15 protein-coding genes and 1 tRNA gene are annotated in these 14,254 nt (G+C 52.2%); 12 read left to right on the top strand and 4 right to left on the bottom strand.

What is annotated here, in order from left to right; translation table 11 throughout:
• Positions 1 to 977 (top strand): hypothetical protein (locus tag Q0L26_RS03925; RefSeq protein WP_296647698.1); only part of this gene is annotated, 977 nt, incomplete at its 5' end.
• 441 nt (positions 978 to 1,418) lie between these two features.
• Positions 1,419 to 2,105 (top strand): hypothetical protein, encoded by a 687-nt coding sequence (locus Q0L26_RS03930; RefSeq protein WP_296647700.1) that lies wholly within the window; start codon positions 1,419 to 1,421, stop codon positions 2,103 to 2,105.
• A gap of 28 nt (positions 2,106 to 2,133) precedes the next feature.
• On the opposite strand, the gene Q0L26_RS03935 is transcribed toward Q0L26_RS03930, so the two are convergent.
• From Q0L26_RS03935 to Q0L26_RS03945, 3 genes are read right to left on the bottom strand one after another with little or no spacing between them, the layout of a single operon-like run.
• Complete coding sequence (locus Q0L26_RS03935; RefSeq protein WP_296647702.1) at positions 2,134 to 3,777, bottom strand: FAD-dependent oxidoreductase; 1,644 nt, start codon at positions 3,775 to 3,777, stop codon at positions 2,134 to 2,136.
• 19 nt (positions 3,778 to 3,796) lie between these two features.
• Positions 3,797 to 4,132: a rhodanese-like domain-containing protein gene (locus tag Q0L26_RS03940; RefSeq protein ID WP_296647704.1), complete on the bottom strand. Its 336-nt coding sequence runs from the start codon at positions 4,130 to 4,132 to the stop codon at positions 3,797 to 3,799.
• 26 nt (positions 4,133 to 4,158) lie between these two features.
• Complete coding sequence (locus Q0L26_RS03945; protein ID WP_296647706.1) at positions 4,159 to 4,416, bottom strand: metal-sensitive transcriptional regulator; 258 nt, start codon at positions 4,414 to 4,416, stop codon at positions 4,159 to 4,161.
• Positions 4,417 to 4,502: 86 nt separating this feature from the next.
• Here Q0L26_RS03945 and Q0L26_RS03950 point away from each other — a divergent pair, with 86 nt between their 5' ends.
• The 8 genes from Q0L26_RS03950 to Q0L26_RS03985 all read left to right on the top strand — a co-directional run bounded on the left by Q0L26_RS03950 (position 4,503) and on the right by Q0L26_RS03985 (position 10,603).
• Positions 4,503 to 4,877 carry a rhodanese-like domain-containing protein gene (locus tag Q0L26_RS03950; RefSeq protein ID WP_296647708.1) on the top strand — a complete coding sequence of 125 codons (375 nt, stop codon included), beginning with the start codon at positions 4,503 to 4,505 and terminating at the stop codon, positions 4,875 to 4,877.
• A gap of 17 nt (positions 4,878 to 4,894) precedes the next feature.
• Positions 4,895 to 5,518, top strand: a complete 624-nt coding sequence (locus tag Q0L26_RS03955) for a methyltransferase domain-containing protein (RefSeq protein WP_296647710.1) — start codon at positions 4,895 to 4,897, stop codon at positions 5,516 to 5,518.
• Between the two features lie 54 nt (positions 5,519 to 5,572).
• Entirely contained in the window at positions 5,573 to 6,610 is a 1,038-nt protein-coding gene (locus Q0L26_RS03960; protein ID WP_296647713.1) for a 3-isopropylmalate dehydrogenase, read from the top strand.
• 27 nt (positions 6,611 to 6,637) lie between these two features.
• Positions 6,638 to 7,732 (top strand): branched-chain amino acid aminotransferase, encoded by a 1,095-nt coding sequence (locus Q0L26_RS03965; protein WP_296647715.1) that lies wholly within the window; start codon positions 6,638 to 6,640, stop codon positions 7,730 to 7,732.
• Positions 7,733 to 7,757: 25 nt separating this feature from the next.
• Positions 7,758 to 8,513, top strand: a complete 756-nt coding sequence (locus tag Q0L26_RS03970) for a fumarylacetoacetate hydrolase family protein (RefSeq protein ID WP_296647717.1) — start codon at positions 7,758 to 7,760, stop codon at positions 8,511 to 8,513.
• A 12-nt stretch (positions 8,514 to 8,525) separates the two neighbouring features.
• Positions 8,526 to 10,040: a glutamate--tRNA ligase gene (gene gltX / locus Q0L26_RS03975; RefSeq protein WP_296647719.1), complete on the top strand. Its 1,515-nt coding sequence runs from the start codon at positions 8,526 to 8,528 to the stop codon at positions 10,038 to 10,040.
• A 44-nt stretch (positions 10,041 to 10,084) separates the two neighbouring features.
• Positions 10,085 to 10,156, top strand: a tRNA-Gln gene (locus Q0L26_RS03980).
• Between the two features lie 57 nt (positions 10,157 to 10,213).
• Positions 10,214 to 10,603: a hypothetical protein gene (locus tag Q0L26_RS03985; RefSeq protein WP_296647722.1), complete on the top strand. Its 390-nt coding sequence runs from the start codon at positions 10,214 to 10,216 to the stop codon at positions 10,601 to 10,603.
• 5 nt (positions 10,604 to 10,608) lie between these two features.
• On the opposite strand, the gene Q0L26_RS03990 is transcribed toward Q0L26_RS03985, so the two are convergent.
• Positions 10,609 to 11,256, bottom strand: coding sequence for an MBL fold metallo-hydrolase (locus Q0L26_RS03990; protein WP_296647723.1), 648 nt, complete (start codon positions 11,254 to 11,256; stop codon positions 10,609 to 10,611).
• Between the two features lie 46 nt (positions 11,257 to 11,302).
• Here Q0L26_RS03990 and Q0L26_RS03995 point away from each other — a divergent pair, with 46 nt between their 5' ends.
• Entirely contained in the window at positions 11,303 to 13,330 is a 2,028-nt protein-coding gene (locus tag Q0L26_RS03995; RefSeq protein ID WP_296647726.1) for an HAD-IC family P-type ATPase, read from the top strand.
• Complete coding sequence (locus Q0L26_RS04000) at positions 13,330 to 14,223, top strand: YegS/Rv2252/BmrU family lipid kinase (protein ID WP_296647728.1); 894 nt, start codon at positions 13,330 to 13,332, stop codon at positions 14,221 to 14,223. Before Q0L26_RS03995 ends, Q0L26_RS04000 begins: the two co-directional genes overlap by 1 nt.
• Positions 14,224 to 14,254 lie beyond the last annotated feature (31 nt).

Below are 14,254 nucleotides of genomic sequence, written 5' to 3' on the forward strand. Positions count from 1 at the left end.
TCAATGATCAGGTGAGTTTCATGGCACAGGGCAGCTCTACTACTTCTTACATGTATGACGCTTTGGGTCGTCGTGTTTCTGAGTCTTCTTCTGGTGTGGTTTCTACATCTCATTACAGTGATGGTTCTGATAATCCTGCTTGGGTTACTCAAACAGGTGGGGTTGATGCTGTGACAGAGATTTACAGTGCTTCTTTGGGTTCTGGTTTGCGGGTGTTTACTAAAGAGGTTTCTGGTTTAGTTTCTGCCAGTGTTCAGTTATCTGATGTGCGGGGCAATACGGTTACTAGTTTTGATTTGGGTTCTAAAACTGTTTCTGGTTGGTCAACTTTTGATGCATTTGGTAATGCTGAGGGTGTTGTTTCTAAGTCTGGTTTGTTGGGTTATGGGGCTTATGGTCAGATGCAGAGGGCTACAACTGCCTCTGGTTTGATGTTGATGGGTGTGAGGGTTTATAACCCGGTTACTAATCAGTTCTCTAGTGTTGATGCGGTTTCTGGTGGTAATGAGACACCGTATGGGTATCCGAATGATCCGGTGAATAAAAACGACTTCAGCGGGCTGCTTGGTTGGTTTGAGGCTGCTGGGTTGGCCGTGGGTATGGTGATTGCTGTTGGCGCTGCATCGCTCTTCTGCGGAGTTACTCTCGGTGCGGGTTGTCTACTGGCGTTAGTAGTTTCTGGCGCGGTTGGAGGGGTCGTGCAAGGTGTAGGCCATGTCGCCGACAAGAAGCAGACTGGCGCGCGAGCACAAAAAACTGTTGCAGACTATGCGATTGCTGGTGCTATCGCGGGGCCTATGAAACTACCAGCATGGAAACAACTCGCAAAGATTCCTGGATATCGACCTAGTTCTGGAAAGCTTTCCCTACCTAAGGCAGCGACTAAGGCGGTATTGAGCGCTGCGACGTCGGGCTCAGTTGGCGTTACCATTCATTACGCGCAACATGCGAGAAACAGGTGGGCCGATGCCAGGTGAAGCTCTAATTATGACCGTTGTGGGCGGATTTATTTTTGGCATCATGCCAGGAAAAAGTCGCCTCTGGTGGGGGATGGTATACGCAGTTTTTGTTTTTATCACGTTCTTGGCGTTGCCGCGGAACGAGTTTTTGGTTCTCTTTGGCGTTTCATTTGTCGCAATGCTTTTAGGATTCGTGCTGTGCTGGTTACTCTTTGTTAGGAAGTCTCGATGAGGATAACGGCCAGAATCTGGAGCGTGATTGATGGATTGTGTTGATTTTTGTAATAGGGACTTACCATTCGGTGTTCACTTGGCCTGGTTCAGCGCCTGGTAAATTTTCGCAGTCATGCTTTACTAAATATGGGTTGCAAATGATCCCTTTGACCATGGGCTGGGATTAAGATTCAAGTTACCGCTCGAAAGCCAGTGGCTTTGTTAGCCGGTTTGAAAGGGGGGCGCTTGGACATATTTTTGTTTCTTGGAATTCTAGGCTGGGCAGCTGCAGCAGCTGTGCCTATGGCTTTTATGCTCAGATCGCGCGCAATCCTATGCGTCGTTGTTGCTATAGCGACCCTGATTATGGTTCTCAACACCGAAAAGTCCCTCGGAATCGCATACTGTGCGTCGCTGGTACTTTTCGCCTCATTTGGCTATTGGTTTAGGGATTTGAATTGGTGGCGTCATCAGATCGACGACGCCCTAAGGCTCAGTTTCGATGACAAAGACGAGGAAATTCCTGCAAAAGAGCCCACCACTCCGTTCGGAACGGTTATCTGGCATTGGTATTCAGAGGCAGACATTCTGACGCTTGACCAATGTCGTCCAAGACATTTGAAAATACTCAAGAAATTGTTGTCGACTCGGGGTCTGCCAAGGAGAAAATTGGCCCGGGCCAGGGCTAGCGTCACCAGAAAATATGCCGAGTTGCCGATCTTTTTGCTTGTTGCCGATTCGAATTATCCCCATATTCAAAAAGATCAACCCACTCTTACGGCAGCACAAATGGATGAGGCTTTTCAAGCGATATCCAAAGCCTGCGATGAGCTGAAAATTCCGTCCAAAGTTGAGCTCGGGCAGTTAGCGCTAAAAGATCAACAATGGATTTTTATTGGCTTCCTTAAATTTTTGGCATTTTGGTTTCAGTGATTTGGGCTGCAAATCAGTCTTGCACTGATTAGCGCCCAGCGCGCTCAAGCGCATCCATGCCCGCTTGCCAAGTGATGAAGCCGCCATCGAGATTGCGCACCTGCTTACCACGACCTTTAAGAATCTGAACTGCGGTGTGACCGCGCTGGCCAACAGCACAGTGAACAATCACGTCGTGGTCTTGAACCTCGGCTAGGTGCTCGCGAAGGTCGTTCACGTCTATGTTGATGGCTCCGGGAATGCTCGCCGCACTGTGTTCGGCTTTGGTTCGCACGTCGATTAGTTGAGCCCCATTTGCCATAGCCGAGGTCAACTCATGCCACTGAATGCTTGGGGTGTTGCCGGTGATTACGTTGTTGCCAACATAACCGGCCTGGTTAATCGCGTCTTTAGCCGAACCAAATTGTGGGGCATAGGCAAGTTCAAGATCCATAAGGTCATCAATGTTTAGGCCTGCATAAATAGCGGTCGCAATCACGTCGATGCGCTTATCTACGCCGTCTTCACCGGTGGCCTGACCGCCGAGAATTTTGCCCGTTTCAGGGTCGAACAATAACTTGAGTGAAACGCGCTTTGAGCCTGGGTAATAGCCTGCGTGGTTGCTTGGGTGTAGGTGAATCACCTGGTGTTTGATTCCAGCTTTGATGGCTGCTTTCTCGGTTAGACCAGTGACTGCAGCTGTGAAACCAAATGCACCGATGATTGCTGTTGCAACTGCTGGGTGGGCTTTGGTTTCGATGCCGGCAATTGCGTCAGCAACCAAGCGGCCATGACGGTTTGCCAAGTTGGCCAGTGGCACCAAGATGTGCTCACCGGTTAATTGACCGTTCTTCTCAACGGCATCACCTGCGGCATAGATGTTCGGGTCGCTGGTTCGCTGTTGCTCGTCTACCCAAAGGCCGCCGGTTGTGCCGATTTTTAGCCCAGCTTCTCGAGCAAGTGCGTTATCTGGTGCAACACCAGCTGCAGAGAACACCAACTCGGCGGGCAGGCGCTTGCCGTTAGCCAAGACAACCTCGTCGGCAGTGATCTCAACTGGCTCATTGCCAAGCTCGAGCTTTACTCCGTTAGCAACCAGTCTGGCCTGCAGGGGCTCAATAACCTCTGCATCAAATTGGCTCAAGACGGTCGTTGAACGCTGAACAATCGTTGTGCTGATGCCCATGTGCTGAAGGTTTTCGGCCAGTTCAATGCCAATGAATCCAGCGCCGAGAATTACCGCGTGCTTGCCAAGATTTGCCTGGGCGGCAGACTTGACCTCGTCGGCGTCAAGAACGTTGCGCAGCACCATGGCCCGCTCAATTCCGGGTATGTCGAGCTTTCGTGGCTTGGCACCGGTAGAGATGATCAATTTGTCATAGCTGTCGGTTTTGGTTTCGCCAGTGGCAAAGTTGAGCACGGTGACGGTTTTGGCATCTTTGTTGATCGAAGTCACCATGTTGTTCACGCGCACATCGATGCGGAATCTGGCCCAAAGCGATTCTGGGGTTTGCAACAAAAGAAGTTCTCGCTTGGCGATGACATCACTAACGAAATATGGAAGGCCGCAGTTGGCATAGCTGACGTGCTCGCCCATTTCATAGACCACAATTTCGGCGTCTTCTTTGAGTCGACGCAAACGGGTAGCTGCTGACATTCCGCCAGCAACTCCGCCAATAATGATGATCTTCAAGGTGAACTAACCTTTCGTTTTACTTAGAGATGGTGAGGCCAGCGTTGCGCCAGCCGTTGGTGCCGCCAGAAACATTGATTACTTTGTAGCCTTTGCCTGCCAGAAAATTGGCTGCCTGAGCTGAACGCGCGCCACTCTGGCAAATCACCAGAATCTCGCGTTCGATCGGCAGATCGCGCAGGCGGTTTGAGATTGAACCGAGGGCAATATGCTTAGCGCCGGCTGCATGCCCCGATTTGTATTCGTGGTTTTCGCGCACATCAATCAGCAGCGCACCAGCATTCTGAAGTTCTTTTGCCTTTGCTGGTGAAACAGTTTCGTATTTCTTTTTGAACAAGTTGCCGAATAGGCCCATGAGAGATCCTTTGGGGTTGAGTTTGGCTAAGCCAGAGACATGAAAGCTTTTTCGAGAGTTTCTCGGTTTGCGGTGCCCTCGGGGTCATTGCCGCACTTGGCCATGCCGGTTGAGATGATGGTGAAGCCTGCTCGGGTCAGGGCGGTGCTCGCGGCTGAAAGTTGTGTTAGCAGCTCAGTGCAGTCGCGACCTTCATCCAGCATTTTCACAATGCCGCCGATTTGGCCCTGAACACGAACAAGTCGGTCGCGGGCCTTTTTTAGTTCTGCAGGTTCAATTTGCATTCGTTGCTCCTTTAACTTTGCTGCTATAGTTTTAGCATACCCTAGGGGGTATAACAAACGATAACTTTTTTTCGAGAGGTTTTGCAATGAAGAAGAATTTTTTCAAGCTAGTGGCTACCCTTGCAGTAGCGCTATTCGCTACTTTCTCACTTTCGGCTTGCAGCAATCAAGGATCAATCGACATGGCATCAGTATCAGCAGTAATTGACGTTCGCACCCCGGCAGAAACCGCAGACGGTTATCTAGAGGGCGCACTACTAATCGACTGGCAGGGCCCAGATTTCGCAACCGAAATCGAGAAGCTCGACAAGGCAGCCAACTATGTCATCTATTGCCGCTCGGGCAACCGCGCTGGCCAGGCAATTGAGCTTATGAAGACTTTGGGTTTCACCGGCACTCTAACGAACGCAGGTGGGCTTGACGACGCAGCAGCGTCAACCGGCTTGCCAATCGTTTTCTAAACGAGAGGCAATAGTCAATGCTCGATGCAGAATATTGGAACAAAAAGTTCGAAGTCGATGAATACATCTATACCAAAGATGTAAACCGCTTCGTCAAAGAGTTCGGTACCGAGATCATTGCCAACCGACCAGTGGGCAAAATGATTGACCTTGCTGGTGGCGAAGGCCGAAACTCAGTTTGGTTTGCCGAACACGGTTGGCAGGCTGAAATCATCGACTTCTCGCGAGCAGCACTAACCAAGGCATTGGCTTTGGCCGAGGAGCGCGGAGTTGCCGATAAATATTTTGCTCACGTTGCTGACGCAACTGGTTTTGAATCGGTGCTAACCCCGGTTGATGTAGGTCTAATTGCTTATCTTCAGGTTTCAAATGAGGACCTGTTTGATGCTCTCGACACTTTAATTGAGAACATCAAACCCGGGGGATACCTGCTTGGTGTCTGGCACGCGCGCGAAAACCTTACAGAAGGTTTCGGCGGCCCTCAAGACCTAAACATTTTGCCAACTGCCAGTGAAGTTCGCGAGTTTTTAGAATCACAACCGGTTCAGATTGAAGTGCTTGAAAACCGCGAGGGGCAAATTCAGACTCGCGAGGGTTTGAAGCCTTCAACCACCTTGGTCCTTCGGGCCAAGCACCTCTAAACCATCGGTCAAAGAGAGTAAACTCAGGAACATAAACATCCCTGGGAGCATCAATTGACGCGTGAATACAAGATTGCCGTTATCGGCGGCGATGGCATTGGGCCAGAAGTAACCAAAATTGCACTTGAGGCTATGACTCGTGCAACTGCTGACTCTGGCGTGAGCTTTAAAACCACCGAGTTTGATCTTGGCGCGCGCCGCTATTTGGCAAATGGTGAAACCCTCACCGATGCCGACATGCATTCACTTAAGCAGAACGACGCAATTTTGCTCGGTGCAATTGGAGACCCAAAGGTTCCATCTGGTGTGCTCGAGCGCCAGCTGCTTTTGAAGCTTCGTTTCTCTTTTGATCACTTTGTAAACCTGCGCCCAACCAAGTTGTATCCGGGTGTGGTTAGCCCATTGGCTAAGCCTGGCGAGGTTGATTTTGTTGTTGTTCGCGAGGGCACCGAGGGGCCTTATGTTGGCAACGGTGGCGCTATTCGAGTTGGCACCCCGGCCGAGGTGGCCAATGAGGTTTCAGTGAACACCGCATATGGTGTTGAGCGTTTGGTTCGCTATGCCTTCGAGCTTGCGCAGACCCGCGATCGCAAAAAGGTCACCCTGGTTCACAAGCACAACGTTTTGGTTCACGCCGGTTGGTTGTGGCAGCGCACCGTTAATAAGGTTGCCGAAGAGTTTCCTGGCATCACCCACGACTACCTTCACATTGATGCCGCAACCATTTTTATGGTCACCGACCCACAGCGCTTCGATGTGATTGTTACCGACAACCTGTTTGGCGACATCATCACCGACCTAGCCGCTGCAATCGGCGGCGGAATCGGTCTCGGCGCATCGGGCAACATTAACCCGACCGGCGAGTTCCCAAGCATGTTTGAGCCGGTTCACGGTTCAGCCCCAGATATTGCTGGCAAAAACCTTGCCGACCCAACCGCAGCCATTCTCTCGGCTGCACTGCTGCTAAGTCACCTAAACCACCCGGTGGCGGCTGCGCGAATTGAAAAAGCCGTTGCGGCCGACCTCGCAACTCGCGGCGACCAGAAGCGTTCAACCACTGAGGTAGCTGAGAGCATTTTTGCTCTTCTCTAAACCAAAGACTCAAGAAAGTAGCAGATCATGGCTGATCTAAAGTTTGCAGTAACTCGCAACCCTAACCCGACCCCGGAGGCTGAGCGCGAGGCTATCCTTGCTGCACCGGTTTTTGGTGCCAAACTAACCGACCACCAGGTAGTAATCGTTTGGGAGAAAGACAAGGGTTGGCACAGTGCTGAGGTCATTCCTTATGGCCCAATCATGATGGACCCTTCTGCTGCGGTTTTGCACTATGGCCAAGAGATCTTCGAGGGCATCAAGGCTTATCGTCACGCTGACGGTTCAATCTGGACATTCCGCCCAGAGGCAAATGGTGCGCGTCTGCAGAAATCAGCTCACCGCATGGCCTTGCCGGAATTGCCGGTTGAGCTTTTTGTTGAGTCGCTTCGCCAGTTGATTGCTGTTGACGGAGCCTGGGTTCCACAGCCGGTTGATGAGAAGACGCTATACATTCGCCCGTTTGAGATCGCTGCTGAAAACTTCTTGGGTGTGCGAGCAGCGCACCGCGCCGAATATCGCGTGATTGCATCACCGGTTGGCCCATATTTCACCGGTGGCCTAAAGCCTGTTTCAATCTGGATCGCCCTTGATTCAGCTCGAGCTGGACGCCACGGAACCGGTGAGGCTAAGACCGGCGGAAACTACGCCGCGTCTCTTTTGGCTCAGACCGAAGGCTATGAAAACGGCTGTTCACAGGTGATGTTCCTCGACGCCGAGTCGGCAACCTACATCGAAGAGCTTGGTGGCATGAACCTGTTCTTCGTCTATAAAGATGGCCACGTGGTTACCCCGGCACTAGACGGCACCATTCTTCACGGCATCACTCGTGCTTCTGTGGTTCAGCTAATCAAAGACCGCGGCCTTGCGGTTGAAGAGCGCAAAATCACCTTGGATGAAGTTCGCACCGGCATCAACTCTGGCGAAATCGTTGAGGTTTTTGCCTGCGGAACCGCTGCAGTTATTACCCCAATTGGCCAGTTCAAGTCTCGCGAAGAAACCATTGGTTCAGCCGAGACCGAGCCGGGCCAGCTAACCGCCAGCCTTCGTGCCGAGCTAACCGGAATTCAGTATGGAACGGTCGCTGACCGCCACGGCTGGATGGTAAAGCTAGCCGACTAACCGGCTCAACAGAAAGCAGTGCAACATGCGCGTAGCGCGCTTTAGCCTCAATGGTGAACCAAAGTTTGGTGTTCTCGACGGCCCAGAGCTTGTTGTACTTGCTGGTCACCCTCTGGTTAGCGGTTACGAAACCACTGGGCAGCGAGTGCCGCTCAAAGAGGTCAAGTTGCTTGCGCCCACCATTCCATCCAAGGTGGTTTGCGTTGGCAAAAACTATGCCGATCACGCAAGCGAATTGGGCCTCGAACTAAACGGTGACCCAACCATTTTCTTCAAGCCGTCAAGCTCGATTGTTGGCCCTGGCGACCCGATTGTTATTCCGGTTCAGAGTGACCGCATTGAGCTTGAAGTTGAGCTAACCGTTGTGATTGGCCAATTAGCAAAAAACGTGAGCGAAGAAGACGCCCTCGACTATGTTTGGGGCTTCACCATCGCCAACGACGTCACCGCGCGCGATTTGCAGTTCAGCGATGACCAGTGGGCTAGGTCAAAAGCTTTCGACAGTTTTTGCCCGCTTGGCCCATGGATCGAAACCGATTTTGTGCCCGACGGCCAACTGCTCGAGAGCCGCATTGATGGCGAAACCAAGCAGTCAGCCTCGATTGATTTGATGCTTCACGATGTTCCTAAAATCATCTCTTTTGTGAGCCACAACATGACTCTCTTGCCCGGCGATGTGATTCTCACCGGCACCCCGGCTGGCATTGCGCAAATTCGAAGCGGCGAGATTGTTGAGTGCGAGATCGAAGGCATCGGAACTCTGCTGAACCCAGTCATTTAGACTTGAGGCATTATGTCTTCAGTCATCACAGCACCTTTTACCGACGCAACCGGCCCTGATGTTAAGGTTCGTTTTTGCCCTTCACCGACTGGTTTGCCGCACGTTGGTTTGATTCGCACCGCACTTTTCAACTGGGCCTATGCCCGTCACACCGGCGGTTCATTCTTGTTCCGCATTGAAGACACCGATGCCGAGCGCGACAGCGAAGAGTCTTTTGAGATGATTCTCGATGCCCTCAACTGGCTTGGTTTGAACTGGGATGAAGGCGTTAACGTTGGTGGCCCGGCCGAGCCTTATCGCCAAAGCGAGCGCAGCCACGTTTATCTTGATGTGATCGAGAAGCTGAAGGCATCAGGTCACATTTATGAAAGCTACCTCACTGGCGAAGAGCTTGATGAGCGCAACAAAGCAAACGGCCGTGCAGTTCAGCTCGGCTATGACAACTCAGAGCGTGAGCTGAGCGAAGAGTCTAAGGCTGCTTATCGCGCCGAGGGCCGCAGCCCTGCTTTGCGTTTGCGAGTGCCAGATGTAGACATCACCTTCAACGACCTAGTTCGTGGCGAAATTACTTTTCCGGCCGGTTCGTTCCCTGACTTTGTTGTGGTTCGCCCTAACGGCCAGCCGCTTTACACACTGGTTAACCCGGTTGATGATGCCCTGATGGGTGTCACCCATGTGCTTCGCGGTGAAGACTTGCTTTCTTCAACCGGTCGCCAAATTGCCCTCTACAACGCACTTTATGAGGCTGGCGTAACCAAGTTCATTCCGCAGTTCGGTCACCTGCCTTATGTGATGGGTGAAGGAACCAAGAAGCTTTCGAAGCGCGACCCTGAGGCAAACCTCTTTCACCACCGTGACCGCGGATTTATTCCAGAGGGTCTGCTCAACTATCTAGCCCTGTTGGGTTGGGGTCTTAGCGCTGACCAAGACATTTTCACCATGGATGAACTTGCTGCCGCCTTCGACGTCACCAACGTAAACCCAAACCCGGCCCGCTTCGATCAGAAAAAGGCCGATGCAATCAACTCGGCACACATTCGACGCCTTGATGTAAATGACTTCAAGTCACGCCTGATGCCTTACCTTCAGAGCGCTGGAATCGTCGGAGCCGAACTATCGGCGGCTGAAGAGAGCATCTTGACCGCGGTTGCTCCGCTGATTCAAGAGCGCCTAGTGGTGCTTAGCGAGGCTCCTGACCTGATCAGCTTCTTGTTCAAGACTGCCGACCAGATTGTGGTTGAAGAAGATGCCAAGGCTGGCCTGCCAGAAAACACCGTTGAAGTTCTAAACGCTGGTGTGGCTGCGCTTGAATCCATGGATGAAAGCGCCTTCAAAACTGAGGCTATTCAGGCTGCTCTTCAAGCTGCCCTGATTGATGGCTTGGGCCTAAAACCTCGTGTTGCTTTTGGCCCACTGCGTACTGCAATTTCGGGTCGCCGAATCTCTCCACCGCTGTTTGAATCGATGGAAATTCTCGGAAAATCTGAAACCATCGCGCGTTTGAGCGCGTTTGCTCGCATCGCCTAAAAAGGCTAAGATTGGAAGTCGAGCCTCGGCTCGGTTTCATACTCTGGGGTATGGTGTAATTGGCAACACGGAGGTTTCTGGTACCTTTGTTCTTGGTTCGAGTCCAGGTACCCCAGCTTTAGAAAATGGCTCTTCTCTCAACGAGAAGGGTCATTTTTCTTTAAACTCGAAGCATGACTGCTCTTCAAATCTCAGCCCTAATTTTGGTCGGAATTCAAGTTTGCGTGGCTATGTTTCAGCTGGCTCTAGCGCTTGGTGCGCCGATGGGTGAGTATGCCTGGGGTGGCCAAAATGAGGCTGTTCTGCCTAAGCGCCTGCGAATCGCCAGCGCGGTGAATCTTCTGGTCTATGCGGCAATCGGTGGCCACTATTTGGCGCAAAGCGGCATTTTGAAGCCGCTGCTAGAGCCAAGCTTGAACACCATAGCCAACTGGGTTTTGGTCGGGTTCATGGCTTTGGGTCTATTGATGAATGGCATTTCAAAAAGCAAAAAAGAACGTCAGATGTGGGTTCCGGTGCTTTTGCTAAGCGTGGTTTGCTCGGTGATCGTGGCCCTAGGCTAATTGCCTCAAACCTGAGTAGATTCACCTGGCTGCAAGTATTCAAAACTGCCGCCGCCGGCTTCGGTAATCGCCTGAATTCGACCGTTATTTAGTGCGTGCCCGTTTTCGCTCAGCAGCGAGTTGTGAGTTGCAAAACTGCGCTTCGGTTTGATGGCATCAACAAAATCGATTACGTCGCCAATCTTCAACCATGGCGCCGATGCTGGGCAGGCCAGCAGTTCAACTGGGCGGTCGGGTTGGGTGTAGCTATCTCCTGGGTAATACAACTTGTCGTTGATCATTACGCCGCAGTTTTGCAGCAACGCAATTGATCGGTGAATTTCGGCGTGCAAATCGCCAAAGAATTCAATGGTGAATGAGCCTTCATTAAAAAAGTCTCCGTGGTGCACTGCGATTACCTTGAGGTTTGGGCGTGAGGAGGCTAGGCGAGCGCGAACTTCATCGGTGCCATAAATAACCAAGGATGCATTCTCTGCGCTGATGCGATCGAGTTGGGCTTCGAAGCAGTGATCGTCGTGCATGTGGGTAATGACAACGGCTCGAACATTCTTGAAACCAGCCATGTCGCGGGTGTAGAAGCCAGGGTCGATGATTAGTTTTTCGCCGTCTTGCTCAAGCACTAGGCAAGCGTGTTCGAATTTGGTGATCTGCATGCTCTCATTGTGCCAAGTATTGTTCGGCTCGGCATAAGATTTGGAGGTGAATCAGAATCAGCCAGCCCACCAGCACCTGCAGGCCCTAGCGCCAGGCGTTACGCCAGCGCTAACTTTGCAGCCGCGGGTTTATCGCAACAACTTTTTTGTTGCCCTTGGTCTGACTCTGGCCGGCGTGGTGCTGAGTGCGTTTTTTCAAGCCTTGATCGGTGTTGATTATGGTGTGCCGGCATTGGCAGAAATCGCCTCGCCCGCTCTGTTTGGCTTGTGCATTCTGATTTCAGGGCGAGTGTTTTTTATTCGTGCGGTTCGTGAAATTCGCGATGGGCTAATTGCCTCACACGGCTTGGTCTCGCTGGCAATTTTGCTGTTGTTGGCTACCGCTGTTGAATCTGGGCTAGCTGCTTGGTGGCAGGCATCCGCGGCAATCACCTTAGCGCTCTTGTTCAACTGGTTGACTGCTCGTCAGATTTATCAGGTGACCCAAGTTCGTGGTCAGTTGCGCAAATTATTGCCTCAGCAAGCCGTTCGCTTGGTTGGCGAAGGCGATGATCAGCTCGAAGAAGTAGTTTTTGTTGCGAATCTGCAACACGGTGATTTGATCGTGGTCAAGCCTGGTCAGCGAATAGCTGTTGACGGTGTTGTGGTTGAAGGCTCAAACGATGTCGATGAGTCGGCCATAGACGGCGTTGCCAAGTTTGTTTATAAAGAGGCCGGCGACAGTGTTGTAGCCGGGGCGCTCACGAAGGGTGAGCTACCTCTTGGGCAAGGCGTTCTCAAGATTCGAGTAACCGGAGTTGGTTCTCAAACCAAGCTGGGCATGCACCTAGAAATTCTTGATCGAGTTGAATCTCAGATTTCTCCGGGGCAGATTGGCGCATCGCACATTGCCAAATTTGTAGCCCTCGGCTTGTTGATCTTGGCAGGAATTGCTGCGGTTCTATGGGGCTTGGCCCCTGCGTTTTCGCTTAGTCAAATTCTTGCCCTTGCCGCTGCGGTGCTGCTAATTTTTGCCCCTGAGAGTTTGGCTCAAATTATTCCGTTGAGCATCGCTGCAGCAGTTCAAAAAGCCAACCGCGAGGGCGTGCTGGTGCACGATCGCGCGGCATTCGCACTCTTAGCCAAAGCCGACGTTGTTGCTTTTGAAAAGACCGGAACCCTGACTACGGCCGAGCGAACTTTTGAAGGTGCCTATTTGGCAGTTGGTTCTTCGTTGACTTCGGTAGATCAGCTGCTGGCACTGGCCGCTGGTCTTGAATCTCATGCCAAGCACTCGGTTGCCAGCCGCATTGTGCTCGAGGCTTCAATGCGCAAGCTCGACTTGCCCGAAGTTCTCGACTTTAGGGCAATTCCTGGCCAGGGTGTAACCGGAATCATCGAGGGCGACAACCTGAGCATTGGCTCGGCCGCTCTGCTTACCGCCAGAAACATCGACATCCATGTGTCTGACTTGGTGAGGGCAGATGCTGCCAACCAAAAAGGGAACACCGTGGTTTTTGTGCTGCGAAACAGTGAAATTCTGGGCTATTTCGAGCTTGGTGACGCCTTGAGGGCTTCGGCCAAATCTGCGGTTTATCAACTGCACGCTAACCGCAATCGTGTTGCTCTGCTAACCGGCGATGCCAAGGGTGTTGCTGACTGGATCGCCTCGCAACTGGGCATCGTTGAGGTGCATTCAGAACTTTCGCCGCTTCAGCGCCCGGCAACAATTCAAAAATTGAAGGCTGACGGCTCGATTGTTGCCGTGGTTGGTGACGCTCAAAATGATGCCGCTGCGCTGGCAGAAGCCCAGGTGCCCATCGCAGTTGGTGACGAAACGGTGTCGAACTTTGGTCTTCAGCTGCTTTCGCTTGACCCTCTTGCAATTGCTCACACAGTGCGTCTTGCTCAAAAAACTAGTCGTCGCATTTTCTGGTCTTTTGCTTGGGCGGTGGCAACCGGGTTGATTTCTCTTGCCCTTCTCGGGGCATTCAGCGCATTTGCGTTTAGCGCCGCACTGGCAGTAATTGCCGCTGCCCTAGGGCTAGTGCCTTCGTTGTTGGTTGCTGCTCGAGCCAAAGGGTTGGGTCGCTAGTGAAACGCATCGGGCTCATCGTCAACCCAACCGCAGGTAACGGGCAGGGCAGAATTGATGGTTGTGTTGCGAATAAGCAACTCGCCAAGCAAGCTGAAATCATCGATTTGTCAGGCACCAGCCGAGCTGAGGCTGAGGCCAATGGCACACGCGCAATCAAAGAGCATTTGATTGACGGGCTTGTGGTGGTGGGCGGCGATGGCACTGTGAATCTCGGTGTGAATCTTTGTGCCCAAACCGATGTGCCTCTAGGAATAATTCCGTCTGGCACCGGTAATGATGCAGCGCGCTCACTAGATTTAGTGGTCGGCGATGCTGAGGCTGCTGCCTGCCAGGTGATTTCATCCTTGGATAACCCGCGAATTGTTGACCTGGGCAAGGCACAGACCCGCAATCAGTCGTTTTGGTATTTCTGCACCATCTCGGCCGGTTTCGACGCTTTGGTAAACCAAACTGCAAACCGCTGGAAATGGCCCAAAGGCCCAAGCCGCTACAAGTTAGCTATGCTCGCCGAGCTGGCAAAGTTCAAGCCCATTCACTACCGTGCTGTGATCGACGGGGTGGCGCGAGAATTCGACGCCATGCTGTGCTCGGTAAACAATTCAAAGGCCTTCGGTGGAGGCATGCTGGTTACCCCAGACGCCAAAGTCGATGACGGTTGGCTCGATGTTTTCATCGTGCACAAAATCAGCCGGCTCGAGCTAATCAAGGTGTTCCCAAAGGTTTACACCGGCGAGCACGTGAGTCACCCGGCTGTTGAAATTATCCGTGCCAAAAAAGTTTCTATAGAGTCGGGCAACATGCCAGCGTTTTCAGATGGCGAGGCGAGAGGCTATTCGCCAATATCGGCAGAAATTGCGCCTCAAGCGTTGCGAGTTTTCGCGCCAAAGTAGGTCAATAGGCCAAGTGGCGAAGCAGGCTCAC

This window comes from Rhodoluna sp. (assembly GCF_024641065.1).
Taxonomy (GTDB): Bacteria; Actinomycetota; Actinomycetes; order Actinomycetales; family Microbacteriaceae; genus Rhodoluna.

Excerpts from the sequence above, each read along its gene's own strand:
- Q0L26_RS03985 (WP_296647722.1), top strand. The coding sequence starts at position 10,214 with ATGACTGCTCTTCAAATCTCAGCCCTAATTTTGGTCGGAATTCAAGTT.
- Q0L26_RS03945 (WP_296647706.1), bottom strand. The coding sequence starts at position 4,416 with ATGCAAATTGAACCTGCAGAACTAAAAAAGGCCCGCGACCGACTTGTT.
- Q0L26_RS03990 (WP_296647723.1), bottom strand. The coding sequence starts at position 11,256 with ATGCAGATCACCAAATTCGAACACGCTTGCCTAGTGCTTGAGCAAGAC.
- Q0L26_RS03955 (WP_296647710.1), top strand. The coding sequence starts at position 4,895 with ATGCTCGATGCAGAATATTGGAACAAAAAGTTCGAAGTCGATGAATAC.
- Q0L26_RS03970 (WP_296647717.1), top strand. The coding sequence starts at position 7,758 with ATGCGCGTAGCGCGCTTTAGCCTCAATGGTGAACCAAAGTTTGGTGTT.
- Q0L26_RS03950 (WP_296647708.1), top strand. The coding sequence starts at position 4,503 with ATGAAGAAGAATTTTTTCAAGCTAGTGGCTACCCTTGCAGTAGCGCTA.
- Q0L26_RS03965 (WP_296647715.1), top strand. The coding sequence starts at position 6,638 with ATGGCTGATCTAAAGTTTGCAGTAACTCGCAACCCTAACCCGACCCCG.
- gltX (WP_296647719.1), top strand. The coding sequence starts at position 8,526 with ATGTCTTCAGTCATCACAGCACCTTTTACCGACGCAACCGGCCCTGAT.
- Q0L26_RS03940 (WP_296647704.1), bottom strand. The coding sequence starts at position 4,132 with ATGGGCCTATTCGGCAACTTGTTCAAAAAGAAATACGAAACTGTTTCA.